The organism is Pyruvatibacter sp., from assembly GCF_040219635.1.
Taxonomy (GTDB): Bacteria; Pseudomonadota; Alphaproteobacteria; order CGMCC-115125; family CGMCC-115125; genus Pyruvatibacter.
This window is the reverse complement of record NZ_JAVJSC010000003.1, coordinates 749,206-761,858: the sequence shown is the minus strand read 5'-3', so window position 1 is coordinate 761,858 and position 12,653 is coordinate 749,206. Positions and strand designations below refer to the sequence as shown.

The following is a 12,653-nucleotide window of genomic DNA, read 5'->3' as shown; positions in this document are numbered from 1 at the left end:
GCATATGGGGTCCGGACCCCCGCCGCCCGCAGGTCTTGCGCTTTTTGCCCTGACCCACGGTGAAGTTCCGGTACATCGAACCATGTCAGCCTTTTCAGCACATGCTGATTGGTGGCAATGCGGGCTCCATCATTCGAAACATCCGGCATGTGCGGAAACAATGAGGCTTGAGATGGTCATGACATCTGACATGACAAAAACGGGCGCCCCGAATACACCCGTAGGGCTGCCGGGGACTGACGCGCTGAAAGCACAGGCCAAACGCCTGCGTGCGCGCCTTGACACGCCTGAAGCCCCCATGTCGCACGCCCAGGCTCTTGAGCTTGTGGCGGGTGCACACGGGTATGCGGACTGGAATACGTTGAGTGCGGCGGTCAAACGCCAGCAGCAAAACGCCCTGAACACGGCCGACGCACAACGACCCCCAGGGGTTGGAGATGCTGTGGCCGGCACTTATCTGGGACAGCCGTTTACCGGGTGCGTCAAGGGGGTGCACTCCCTGCCGGGTGGGCATATGCGGCTGACGCTGCATTTTGACACGCCGGTGGACGTGGTGACGTTCGACAGCTTTTCGTCGTTTCGCCAGCGGGTGAGTTGCACGCTGGACCGCGATCTGGTGGCACCAACCAGGTTGTCGGATGGCACCCCGCATATGCGGATTGATCGGCGATTGTAGACAAAAAAACCGGGACGCTGGAATCACCAGCGCCCCGGTTTGTTCGCTGCCGCGACACATGCTGCCCCAAGATGCATGTTTCAGCGCCCGGGCGTGATGCCCTATTCTTCAATCGTGCGGCGGATGACGTTGATGTCTTCGTCCAGGCTTTTATCCTGAGCGCGCAGCTCCTCAATTTTATTGATGCCGTGCAAAACCGTGGTGTGATCCCGGCCACCGAACTTGCGACCGATCTCCGGCAGCGAGCGCGTTGTCAGGTGCTTGCACAGATACATCGCCACCTGTCGGGGCCGGGCAACTGAGCGCGAACGGCGCGGCGATGACATATCGACAATGCGCAGATTGTAGTAGTCGGTCACCTTGCGCTGGATGTCGTCAATGGTGATGCGCTTTTCGTTGGCGCGCACCAGATGGCGCAAAATATCCTGCGCATGTTCGATGGTGAGGGGGCGGCCGATCAGTTCCGCATGTGCAATGAGCGTGGTCAGCGCGCCTTCCAGCTCGCGGATGGACGACGAAATGGACGCTGCAAGATAATCAATGACGTCAGGGCTTAACTGCACACCGGGGTGGTTGGGCAGCATCGTTTCGGCCTTGGCCTGCAAGATGCCCAGACGCAGCTCATAATCCGTCGGCAGAATATCGCAGGCCAGACCCTGACCCAGACGCGAGCGAATGCGTTCCTCGATGTTTTCAAGGTGCGACGGCGAGCGATCAGCAGAGATGATGATCTGGCGGTTGTGATCTACCAGCGCGTTGAACGTGTGGAAGAACTCTTCCTGCGTTGAATCCTTGCCGCCAATGAACTGCACGTCATCCACCATCAGCACATCCACCGAGCGGTAGGCATGCTTGAAGGCCACGGTGTCCTTGTGGCGTAACGCATTGACGAAGTGATACATGAAGCGCTCAGCCGACAGATAGACAACTTTCTTGCCGGGGTCGCGCCGCAAAATCTCTGTGCCAATTGCATGCATCAGGTGCGTTTTGCCAAGGCCGACCGGGCCATACAGATAAAGCGGGTTGAACGGCACGGCCCCATCCGACTCGGCGACCCGACGCGCGGCGGCATAGGCAAGCTGGTTGGACTTGCCGACAACAAAATTGTCGAAGGTGAGATGCGGCAGCAGCGGTGCTCCGATGGGTGTGTCGTCACCCGCTGTTGCGGTAAAGGGCGCGGTCATGGTTGCACCGGCTGAAGAATGCGACGCGGCTGACACGGGGAACGGGTTTCGTGTTGCGGCGCGTGGCGCGTCGTTATCCGGGCCGGGGCTTGCAACCGGGGCGCGCCCCGGCAAAGAGCGCGCGGCCAGCGTGCGGGCCGCATCTGCCGCGCTGGCGGCGCCTTCCGCAATCAACGTTATCTTGGTGATGGAGGCATCCTGCTGGCGCCACAAGGCAAGCAACTGGTCACCAAACTCGCGGCGGATGTAGTCGCGCGAAAAAGCCGTCGGCACCGAATAGGAGACTGCACCATCGCCGACACCAATAAGCAATACGTTGCCAAACCAGCTCTTGAAGCGCGCTGTCCCCAGGTTTGTGCACAGCTTGGCCTGAATTGCGCTCCATTGGTCCGCAACATCATCATGCATCGCGTCGGTCTCCGGGTTTTTCATGAACATGTCGCGCTGCACAGCGGATGCCGCCGGGGTGTGGGGGGCCGCCTGCTCGCGGGGCGGGCCGCCAACAGCAGAGTGCTCATTTGAAGAAAGGTCGGGCGCAGCCACGTGGGGCGTTTCTTCGGCAACCATGCCGGGGTTTGTTTTTCGCGTAATCATCTCGTCCCAATCACCTCAGCTGAGGCTTTTCAGCCCGCAACCGGGCTTTTGCTTCTCAATTCACCAACCCCGCTGCTCACTTGCCCCGCGGCTCACGTACCAAGCGCGGGCGGACAGCAGCCTTGTCGGCCGTTTAACTTTGCCGCCAGGGCAGGCCTGCCGCCTTCCAGCCGCCAACTCCACCGCGATGCCCATCACCATCCAACGGGCCTTCAAAGCCTCCCGCGACATTGAAACAGGCAGAAAAACCAAGCCCCGTCAGCGCCTGCGCGGCAGCCGCGCTGCGCTGGCCAGAGCGGCAGATGCACAGCACCGGCACTTCCGCCGTCACACCGGCCGCAGCAAGCTGTGACGCCACGTTGTCGGCAAACGACGTGTTTGGCGCACCACCGGGAAAGCCCTGCCATTCTTCGGTAATCAACGGACGTCCCGTCGCGCTGATGTCGGGCAGGCCGACAAAGGCCCATTCGGCCTGTGTGCGCACATCAATCAGAACGCTGCGCGCGTCCTCATTGAGAATGCGCCATGCCTCATGCACATCTATGTCGCCTGCATATCCGCTCATCTGCGTAGCTTGTCCCCCCAAACGCGGCCCTGTGTGTCGCGCCGCGTCAATCCAATCCCTCAAACACACCGCGCCGACAGCCCGTCACACAGCGTGTTTCCTTCCGTCGCACAGCGTGTTTCCTTGCGGAGCAATAAAGCTCATGCCCAGCGGCACTTGCCGTCAGCTACGCGCTTGCCACACGGCTCGCCCAGGAAGGCCGCCACCCAACAAACGCACTACACTAAACTAATGGATGCCATAACTTTATTTAAGCAAAGCAAATCTGCTTGCCACCATTACACAAGATGCAAATGAATGGCCGGATGTATGCTTAAACTTCAAGTAATGACTGCCGCCGCCGAGAAACCAATATTAACGCTCGTGCCCCTGAAACATCAACCGGACCATTTGGTGAACGTCGCAAATCTTTTGTTCAACCGTCACGCCGGATCATCAGGCACGCCCGGGTTTCAGCTCGCGGATGCGAGGCCAAAACATCGGGAAACCGAGTTTAGGAAAGGCTTTGCCGCAAGCGCAAGGCCGATTCGGATGGCGGCGGCAAAAATTAACCATCGTTGCCAAATGCGCACACAGCGCGGGTTGTGGTGGACGCCTTTTCACCCCATAGGAGGCGTGATTTTCGTACAGATATATTTAAGTCAAGCACAAATAAAACCATTCCCCACCGGGAATGATGGCCCGGCGCCGCAAGGCACTCGCCACAGGGTTAGCGCATGAAGCCACCGTGTGGCGCGCACGAAAAAGGCGCCCCCGATTGCGGGAGGCGCCTTTGTTCCTGGCACATGTTCCTGGCACACAAATCAAGCCGTGCCGGTTGGCGGCTATCCAAGCGCCTTAATGCGGCTTGAAAGGCGCGAGACCTTCCGAGAGGCTGTGTTCTTGTGAAGGATGCCCCGGCCCGCAGCGCGCATGATTTCAGGCTGTGCGGCCTGAAGGGCGGCCTTTGAGGCTGCCGCATCGCCGGTGGCGATAGCTTCTTCCACCTGACGAATGAACGTGCGCATGCGGCTGCGGCGCGCGCGGTTCACTTCGGTGCGGCGCGCAATCTTGCGGACCATCTTCTTTGCAGAACGTGTATTAGCCATGTGGCAGAACCATTTTCTTGTCTCAGCGGCACGTCATCCGGCCCGAAAAAGGCCAAGGCAGACAGCGCTTGGATCAGGTAATTAAAGAGGCGGCGTTATAACCGCGCACCATAGCGCGGTCAAGCGCACCAGGCTGCGGATTTTTCCACCTGTGCAGACCGCTGGAAACCGCGCCTATTTGTGCTTGAAAGAGGGTTTGCGCTTGTCGATGAAGGCGGCCATGCCTTCTTTTTGGTCTTCAAGGGCAAACAGCGAGTGGAACAGGCGCCGCTCGAAGCGCACACCCTCAGAAAGCGTTGTCTCGTAGGAGCGGTTGACCGCTTCCTTGGTGAGCGAGGTGACGGGCCGCGACATGCCGGCAATCTTCTCGCCTGTCTTGACGGCCTCTTCCACGAGGTCAGCGGCGGGAATGATGCGGCTGACAAGGCCCGCTCGCTCGGCTTCCTCTGCATCCATCATGCGGCCTGTCAGGCACATTTCCATGGATTTTGATTTACCCACAAACCGCGTGAGCCGCTGTGAACCGCCAATGCCGGGCATCACGCCCAGGGAGATTTCAGGCTGGCCGAACTTGGCCGTGTCTGACGCCAGAATAAAGTCGCACAACATGGCCAGCTCGCAGCCACCGCCCAGCGCATAGCCGGAAACGGCTGCAATAACGGGTTTGCGTGCTTCGGCGATGCGGCCTGCTTTTTCGAACAGGTCTTCCTTATAGGCATCCATATAACTTTTGGGCTGCATTTCCTTGATGTCGGCCCCGGCTGCAAACGCTTTTTCAGAACCCGTGATCACCATGCAGCCGATGGCGTCGTCCGCATCAAACCCGCGCACGGCATCAATCAGCTCGTCCACCAGTTGGGCATTGAGCGCATTGAGCGCATCGGGCCGGTTGAGCGTAATGAGCGCCACGCCGCCGCGCTTTTCGGTTTTGATGGTGTCGTAGGCCATGGGGAAAAATCCTTAAGTGTCGGGGCGGATAGAAGCGAGAGAACGTTACCTCTGGCATTGTCCGCAGTAAAATGTCGAGCGTCCTGATTGCACAATACGCCGGATGTCTTTGTTACACCCCGGCGTTGAACACGGGTCGCCTTCGCGGTCATAGACCTTGAAGGTGTGCTGGAAGTAACCCAGCGAGCCATCTGCCTGGGCATGGTCGCGCAACGAACTGCCGCCCGCCTCAATGGCCTCGCGCAGAACGTGCTTTATTTCGGCGGTCAGTTTTTTGAGCCGGTCCGTCGGCGCGCCTGATTGCTTTACCAACGACGAAGCAATGCGCTTTGGCGATATGCGCGACCGAAACAGCGCCTCACACACATATATATTGCCAAGGCCCGCGACCACCGCCTGATCAAGCAGTGCCATCTTGATCGGGGATTTGCGGCCTGCAAGCCCGCGCGCCAGAGCGTCCGCATCAAAGTCGCGCGACAGCGGTTCGGGGCCGAGCAGTTTCAAAAAGCTGTTTTTGGTTTCGTCGCCGGTTTCTTCAATCACCATGAAACCAAACCGGCGCGGGTCGGAGTAGCGCACCACGCCGCCCCCTTCCATGCGGAACACAATATGCTCATGCATGGCGTGGGCATTGGCCCCGGTATCAAGGTGGAATGCGCCGGGCCGTGCCACCACATCGGGCATCTCGACCACAAACCGGCCCGACATACCCAGATGCATGATGAGCAGGGCCGCATCATCGAGCCGCGCAATCAGATATTTGCCGCGCCGCGCAAGCGTCTCCACGCGGGCACCTGTCAGGCGATTGGCAAAATCCTCCGGCAGGGGAAACCGCAGGTCAGGCCGCTTGGCTTCCACATGCATGAAGCGTTGACCTTCCATGGCGGGCGCGAGGCCGCGGCGGACGGTTTCAACTTCGGGAAGTTCGGGCATCGGGTGCGGCTTATCCTTGAGCGCAGCGGCATTTTACCACTTCGGGCAGGTCTCATAGCGCAATCAGGCCCTCTTGCGCTATGGTCCGCGCCCATGAGTGACACCGCACCCAGCAACGCGACCCATTTCGGGTTTCGCGACGTGGACCCTGCTGAGAAGCAGGGGCTGGTCAATGGCGTGTTCCGCAATGTGGCGGGGCGCTATGACCTGATGAACGACCTGATGTCCGCAGGCGTTCACCGTCTGTGGAAAGACGCGCTGGTGGCATGGCTTGCACCGCCCAAACGTGGCCGCGCCTATGAGACGCTGGATATGGCGGGCGGCACCGGCGACATTGCCCAGCGCATTGCCGAGCGCTCACACGGCCACGCCAAGGTGCTGGTGGCCGACATCAACGATGCCATGCTGGGCGAAGGCAAGGTGCGCGCCGCCGGTGACGCAATGGGCAAGCAACTGTCATTTGCCTGCATGAATGCGGAGCGTCTGCCGCTCGAAGACAACCGATTTGACGCCTACACAATCGCGTTTGGCATTCGTAATGTGCCGGACCTTGATGCGGCGCTGGCTGAGGCCTACCGGGTGCTCAAGCCCGGCGGGCGGTTCTTGTGTCTTGAGTTCAGCCATGTGGTGGTGCCGTTGCTGGACGACATTTACGAACGCTGGTCGTTTGGTGTGATACCGCGCATCGGCGAACTGGTGGCGGGCGATCGCGACTCCTACCAGTACCTGGTTGAGAGCATCCGCAAGTTTCCGCAGCAAAAGGCGTTTGAACAGCGCATTGCCAAAGCGGGCTTTGCGCGGGTGTCTCACCGTAACCTTACCGGCGGCATCGCGGCGATGCATTCCGGTTTCAAGATTTAAGGCGTACACGGATGTTCAGCCATGTGCGCAATCTTGGTCGGCTGATCCGCGCCGCATGGGTGCTGTCGCGCTACGACGCCCTGTTTGCCATTGATGCAGGCGAGCCGCCAGCACCGGTGAAGGCCGCCCGCGCCATTGCCCGCGTACGCCAGAAAATCGGCGGCGCAAACAAATTAGCGGACGGGGCTCAGGCTTCTGAAGGCGACAGGCTGGCAGCCGCTCTCACAGAGCTTGGCCCCAGCTACATCAAGCTGGGCCAGTTTCTGGCGACGCGGCCTGACGTGGTGGACCCGGCGCTGGCCCGCGACCTCGCCAAACTGCAGGACCGGCTGCCGCCGTTTGATACGGACACCGCACAAGCCATCATCGTGGAAGAGTTCGGGGAGCCGTGGTCTGCGCTTTATGGCGAGATGAGTGACGCGATTGCGGCGGCCTCCATCGCACAGGTGCACAAAGCCACCACCGTTGAGGCGGACGGCACCACACGTGATGTGGCCGTGAAAGTGCTGCGCCCCGGCATTGAGCAGCGGTTTGCGGCAGACCTTGAAACGTTCTTCTGGGTGGCCCGTCTGATTGACCGCGCGGTGCCGTCGTCGCGTCGGCTCAAGCCCATTGACGTTGTGCAAACACTTGCCGACTCGATGGCGCTGGAAATGGATTTGCGCCTTGAGGCCGCCGCCATGTCGGAAATGGCCGAGCGCACCAAAGGCGACGCGGGCTTTCGCACGCCCGCCATTGACTGGGAGCGCACATCAAAGCGGGTGATGACGCTTGAGTGGATACCGGGCATTCCCATCGCCGACAGGGCTCGCATCAGTGCCGCCAATCTGGACCCGAAGGCTGTGGCGGCCAATCTCATCACCACGTTTCTGACCCATGCGGTGCGCGAAGGCTATTTCCACGCCGACATGCACCCCGGCAATCTGTTTGTGGAAGCCGACGGCTCGCCCGGCGGTACTCTGGTGGCGGTGGATTACGGCATCATGGGGCGTCTCAACGCCAAGGAGAGCCGGTTTCTGGCGGAGATATTGTTTGGCTTCGTGATCCGCGACTATCGCCGCGTGGCGGAAGTGCATTTCGAGGCGGGCTATGTGCCGGAGAACAAATCCGTTGACGGGTTCGCGCAGGCGTTGCGGGCCATCGGCGAGCCGATTTTGGGCCGTGAGGCGCACGAGATTTCCATGGCGCGGTTGCTGGCACAGCTCTTTGAAGTGACCGGCCAGTTCGAGATGGAAACCCGGCCCGAACTCATCATGCTGCAAAAAACCATGGTCGTGGTGGAAGGCGTTGCCCGCGACCTGGACCCGGATTTCAACATGTGGAAAACCGCCGAGCCGGTGTTGCGCCAGTGGCTTGAAAGCCGCATCGGCCCCGAAGGCCGGTTGCAGGATGCCGTCAAAGGCGCTGAACGCATGGGCCGCCTGATGGGTGACCTGCCGGACCTTCTGGAAACCGCCGAACGCGCCGCGCGCAGCCTTGCCGGGCCGCGTGGGTTCGGGGGCGGAGGTGGCGTTGCGGACGGCCTGAAACTCCACCCCGACACCGCCAAGGCCATCGCCAATGCCCAGGCAGAACGTGAACGGCCTAACCGCATTGCCCTGTGGGTGGGTGCTGTGGCGCTGGCGGTTATTGCCGTGGCGGTGGTGATCTAGCCCGGCCCCGGCACTTTAATATTGCCCCTGATCAGGTCTCAAATGACTTTTGAGGGCCTATCTACACATTTGGCCCGTAAATACTTATATTGGCCGTGAATGCGGCGGGAATCTTCGGCGCTGGTCGTGAAAGGCTTTTCAACGTGCTCGACGGCAAACGGATACTTCTGATCATCGGCGGCGGTATCGCGGCCTACAAGTCGCTGGAGCTGGCGCGGCTTATCCGGCGGCGCAATGGCGAGGTGCGGGCGATCCTGACCAAGGCGGGGCAGGAGTTTGTAACGCCGCTGTCTGTTGGCGGGCTGACCCATGACAAGGTCTATACGGATCTGTTTGACCTCACCGCCGAAGCCGACATGGGCCACATCCAGTTGTCGCGCGACGCGGACCTGCTGGTGGTATCACCCGCCACCGCAGACCTGATGGCCAAGATCGCCCAAGGCCGCGCTGATGACATGGCGTCCACAGCGCTGCTGGCCACTGACAAGCCGGTGCTGATTGCCCCTGCCATGAATGTGCGCATGTGGGAGCACCCGGCGACGCAGCGCAACCTGGCGCAGTTGATAGCTGACGGCGTGAGCGTTGTGGGGCCACGCGAGGGCTCCATGGCGTGTGGCGAGTTTGGCCCCGGCAGGCTGGCGGAGCCCGAAGACATTCTGGCCGCCATTGAACAACAGCTTGGCGGATCGGGCGTGTTAGCAGGACGCCGCGCGATCGTGACTGCCGGGCCGACCCATGAACCGATTGACCCGGTGCGCTACATCGCCAACCGCTCTTCAGGCAAACAGGGCTATGCGATTGCGCAAGCTTTGGCGCAGCTTGGCGCGGAGACGCATCTGGTGTCCGGCCCCACCAGCCTTGCGGACCCGCGCGGTGTGCGTGTGACCCGCGTTGAAACGGCGCGCGAAATGCTGGCGGCGACGCAGGCGTGCCTGCCTGCCGATGTTGCGGTGTGTGCCGCAGCCGTTGCGGACTGGCGGGCGGATACGTCCACCAATTCAAAACTCAAGAAGGACGGGACGGGTGCCGTGCCGCCGCTCGCCCTGATTGAAAACCCGGACATTCTGGCGACGCTGAGCAGCGCAGGCCCTGATCGCCCCCGGCTTGTGATCGGGTTTGCCGCGGAGACGGATGATGTGGTTGCCCACGCCACGGCCAAACGCCAGCGCAAGGGCTGCGACTGGATAGTGGCCAATGATGTGTCACCAGGCACCGGCATCATGGGTGGCGACAGCAACACGGTGCATCTGATTTCAGCGTCCGGCACCGAAAACTGGGCACCGATGCCAAAGGCGCAGGTGGCAACGCAGCTTGCCGCCCGCGTGGCGGACGCGCTGGGAGCAATGTCATGACAGCTATCAACATCAAGGTCATGCAGTTGCCCCACGGCAGGGGGCTTGATCTGCCGGCCTATGAAACGGATCACGCGGCGGGCATGGATCTGCGCGCCGCGCTGGCTGACGGCGAACAGGTGACGCTTGCACCAGGTGCGCGCGCCATGGTGCCAACGGGGCTGGCCATTGCACTGCCCGAAGGCTTTGAGGCGCAGGTGCGTCCACGTTCCGGGCTGGCGGCCAAGCAGGGCGTTACGGTGCTCAATAGTCCGGGTACGGTGGATGCGGATTATCGTGGTGAGGTCAAGGTCATTCTCATCAACCACGGCGATGAGCCGGTGTTGATCACACGCGGTATGCGCATTGCGCAGATGCTGTTTGCGCCGGTCACACGCGGCACGTTTATGGCGGTTGAGACGCTGGATGAAACAGCGCGCGGTGCGGGTGGCTTCGGCTCGACCGGCACCGATGTCAAGAAGGCCGGGTGACGGGTATGTTGCGGCTTTCCAAAAAAACACTGCTGGCGCTCGAAGCCGTTGTGGACGTGGCCTACAACGCGCGGCCTGATCCGGTGCAATCCAAAGAGATTACAAAGCGGCAGGGCATTCCCCAGCGCTATCTTGAACAGGTGATGCAGCAGCTTGTGCGTGAGGGTGTGCTCAAGGGTGTGCGCGGCCCGCGCGGCGGCTACCGGCTGGCGCGCGAGCGGCGGCGCATTACGGTTGGCGAGATCGTGCGCATTGTCGGTGCCATGGAAGCGGCGGACGACGCACGCGATGAAGCCAAGGCGGCAGCGCGCGAAGCCAATGGCCATGCCCGGTCCGACGACATGCCGATGTCCGGTGGCGGTTCGCCGCTGGGCGAGCAGGTTGTGCGGCCCATGTGGGACACCTTCCAGACCGACATCATGGACAAACTCAATGCCATAACCATTGACGATCTGTGCCGAGAGGCAGAGAGCAAAGACATCAAGCCCGCAGCAATGGTGGGCACTGACTTCACAATCTAATGCGCGCACCCCCGGCGCGCCGACAGGAGGCAACACGATGACTGACAAGCCAGGCCGCGGCCGCATCTATGACTGCATCACCGAGACAATCGGCAATACGCCGCTGGTGCGCCTCAAGCGTATGAACGCCAACGGCAAGGCAGACGTGCTGCTGAAACTTGAGTTCTTCAATCCGCTCGCCAGCGTCAAGGACCGCATCGGCGTGGCGATGATCGAGGCGCTGGAAGCTGCGGGCAAGATCGACGAAAACACCGTGCTGATTGAGCCGACGTCCGGCAACACCGGCATTGCGCTGGCGTTTGTGGCAGCCGCCAAAGGCTACAAGCTGATTTTGGTGATGCCCGAAAGCATGTCGCTGGAACGCCGCAAGATGCTGGCGTTGCTGGGCGCGGAGCTTGAATTGACCGAAGCTGCAAAAGGCATGAAGGGCGCAGTCGCACGCGCCGAAGAGCTGTTGCAGTCCACACCCAATGCCGTGATGCCGCAGCAGTTTGACAACCCGGCCAACCCCGAAATCCACCGCCGCACGACAGCCGAAGAGATATGGAATGATACCGATGGCAAGGTGGATGTGGTGATTTCCGGCATCGGCACGGCAGGCACGTTTACCGGCGTGGGCTCCGTGCTGAAGGCCAGAAAACCTGAGCTCAAGATGATCGCCATTGAGCCGGAGGATTCTCCCATTCTCTCGGGCGGTCAGCCTGGTCCACACAAGATTCAGGGCATCGGTGCAGGCTTCATCCCCGGCAACCTCGACAAGAGCCTGATTGATGAAGTGATTACCATCGGCAATGAAACAGCCTTCGAGACCGCCCGTCAGGCGGCCCGCGAAGAAGGCATCCCCGGCGGCATTTCATCAGGCGCTGCCATTGCGGCGGCCCTTGAAGTGTCCGAGCGCCCTGACATGGCAGGCAAGACAATCGTCGCCATCATACCCAGCTTCGCCGAGCGCTATCTCTCCACCGCGTTGTTCGACGGGCTTTAGGATCGCAGCCGCCATGCCGCTAACCGACACGCAGCTTGAACGGTATGCGCGGCATATTCTGTTGAAGGAGATTGGCGGGCCCGGGCAGCAGGCATTGCTGGCGGCGCGGGTGCTGATTATCGGCGCGGGCGGCCTTGGGTCTCCGGCGGCGCTTTATCTGGCAGCAGCAGGCGTGGGCACCATTGGGCTTGTGGATGACGACACGGTGTCGCTGTCCAACCTGCAACGGCAGATTGCGCATACCACCAGTGCCGTTGGTGAAACCAAGACAGCAAGTGCCACACGAACACTCAGGGCACTTAATCCGGATACGGATATTGTGTCTTATACTCAGCGACTGACGGCTGACAATGCGGACGAGATCATCAGCGGCTACGATCTGGTGCTTGATGGCTGCGACAATTTCGAGACGCGTTTTCTGGTCAATGATGCGTGCTATCGCGCGCGCGTGCCGCTTGTCTCTGGCGCTGTTGGCCGCTTTGACGGGCAGCTTGCAGTGTTCCGCGCGTGGGAAACCGATAACGACGATACCCCCGCACCCAATTACCGCGATCTTGTGCCGGAGGTACCGCCGCCGGGCAGCGTGCCGACCTGCGAGGAGGCCGGGGTGGTGGGTGCGCTTACCGGCGTCATCGGCTCGATGATGGCAATGGAGGCGATCAAGGAAATTACCGGCGCGGGAACCAGCATGGCGGGTCACGTGTTGTTGTATGACGCACTGGATACACGCATCCGCAAGGTTCGGATCGTGCATGACCCGGCAAATATACTGAGTGGCCAACACGAGGTGGCGACGCAGGCGGGAGCGGGAGTGGCTGAGTAGC

The 12,653-nt window shown here is 61.1% G+C and carries 13 protein-coding genes; 8 read left to right on the top strand and 5 right to left on the bottom strand.

Annotation, left to right across the window (positions count from 1 at the left end; all coding sequences use genetic code 11):
• The first annotated feature begins 190 nt into the window (after nucleotides 1-190).
• Nucleotides 191-676 (top strand): glyoxalase superfamily protein, encoded by a 486-nt coding sequence (locus RIB87_RS07085; protein WP_350144978.1) that lies wholly within the window; start codon nucleotides 191-193, stop codon nucleotides 674-676.
• 101 nt (nucleotides 677-777) lie between these two features.
• Here RIB87_RS07085 and dnaA read toward each other — a convergent pair whose 3' ends face one another.
• The 5 genes from dnaA to mutM all read right to left on the bottom strand — a co-directional run bounded on the left by dnaA (nucleotide 778) and on the right by mutM (nucleotide 5,988).
• Nucleotides 778-2,454 carry a chromosomal replication initiator protein DnaA gene (gene dnaA, locus RIB87_RS07080; protein ID WP_350144976.1) on the bottom strand — a complete coding sequence of 559 codons (1,677 nt, stop codon included), beginning with the start codon at nucleotides 2,452-2,454 and terminating at the stop codon, nucleotides 778-780.
• A 133-nt stretch (nucleotides 2,455-2,587) separates the two neighbouring features.
• Nucleotides 2,588-3,019: a rhodanese-like domain-containing protein gene (locus tag RIB87_RS07075; protein WP_350144974.1), complete on the bottom strand. Its 432-nt coding sequence runs from the start codon at nucleotides 3,017-3,019 to the stop codon at nucleotides 2,588-2,590.
• A gap of 824 nt (nucleotides 3,020-3,843) precedes the next feature.
• Nucleotides 3,844-4,107, bottom strand: a complete 264-nt coding sequence (rpsT, locus tag RIB87_RS07070; protein WP_350144972.1) for a 30S ribosomal protein S20 — start codon at nucleotides 4,105-4,107, stop codon at nucleotides 3,844-3,846.
• 174 nt (nucleotides 4,108-4,281) lie between these two features.
• Nucleotides 4,282-5,055 carry an enoyl-CoA hydratase gene (locus tag RIB87_RS07065; protein ID WP_350144970.1) on the bottom strand — a complete coding sequence of 258 codons (774 nt, stop codon included), beginning with the start codon at nucleotides 5,053-5,055 and terminating at the stop codon, nucleotides 4,282-4,284.
• A gap of 45 nt (nucleotides 5,056-5,100) precedes the next feature.
• Nucleotides 5,101-5,988, bottom strand: coding sequence for a bifunctional DNA-formamidopyrimidine glycosylase/DNA-(apurinic or apyrimidinic site) lyase (mutM, locus tag RIB87_RS07060; RefSeq protein WP_350144968.1), 888 nt, complete (start codon nucleotides 5,986-5,988; stop codon nucleotides 5,101-5,103).
• A 93-nt stretch (nucleotides 5,989-6,081) separates the two neighbouring features.
• Here mutM and ubiE point away from each other — a divergent pair, with 93 nt between their 5' ends.
• From ubiE to RIB87_RS07025, 7 genes are all read left to right on the top strand, one after another.
• Nucleotides 6,082-6,849: a bifunctional demethylmenaquinone methyltransferase/2-methoxy-6-polyprenyl-1,4-benzoquinol methylase UbiE gene (ubiE, locus tag RIB87_RS07055; RefSeq protein ID WP_350144965.1), complete on the top strand. Its 768-nt coding sequence runs from the start codon at nucleotides 6,082-6,084 to the stop codon at nucleotides 6,847-6,849.
• 11 nt (nucleotides 6,850-6,860) lie between these two features.
• Nucleotides 6,861-8,501, top strand: a complete 1,641-nt coding sequence (gene ubiB / locus RIB87_RS07050) for a 2-polyprenylphenol 6-hydroxylase (protein WP_350144963.1) — start codon at nucleotides 6,861-6,863, stop codon at nucleotides 8,499-8,501.
• A gap of 143 nt (nucleotides 8,502-8,644) precedes the next feature.
• The gene (gene coaBC, locus RIB87_RS07045) at nucleotides 8,645-9,853 is read left to right on the top strand and encodes a bifunctional phosphopantothenoylcysteine decarboxylase/phosphopantothenate--cysteine ligase CoaBC (RefSeq protein WP_350144961.1); all 1,209 of its coding nucleotides are present in this window, start codon (nucleotides 8,645-8,647) and stop codon (nucleotides 9,851-9,853) included.
• Nucleotides 9,850-10,323 carry a dUTP diphosphatase gene (gene dut / locus RIB87_RS07040; RefSeq protein WP_350144959.1) on the top strand — a complete coding sequence of 158 codons (474 nt, stop codon included), beginning with the start codon at nucleotides 9,850-9,852 and terminating at the stop codon, nucleotides 10,321-10,323. Before coaBC ends, dut begins: the two co-directional genes overlap by 4 nt.
• Nucleotides 10,324-10,328: 5 nt before the next feature.
• Nucleotides 10,329-10,844: an RrF2 family transcriptional regulator gene (locus RIB87_RS07035; protein ID WP_350144957.1), complete on the top strand. Its 516-nt coding sequence runs from the start codon at nucleotides 10,329-10,331 to the stop codon at nucleotides 10,842-10,844.
• 37 nt (nucleotides 10,845-10,881) lie between these two features.
• Nucleotides 10,882-11,829, top strand: a complete 948-nt coding sequence (cysK, locus tag RIB87_RS07030) for a cysteine synthase A (protein WP_350144955.1) — start codon at nucleotides 10,882-10,884, stop codon at nucleotides 11,827-11,829.
• Nucleotides 11,830-11,842: 13 nt separating this feature from the next.
• Nucleotides 11,843-12,652, top strand: a complete 810-nt coding sequence (locus tag RIB87_RS07025) for a HesA/MoeB/ThiF family protein (RefSeq protein WP_350144952.1) — start codon at nucleotides 11,843-11,845, stop codon at nucleotides 12,650-12,652.
• Nucleotide 12,653: the final 1 nt, after the last annotated feature.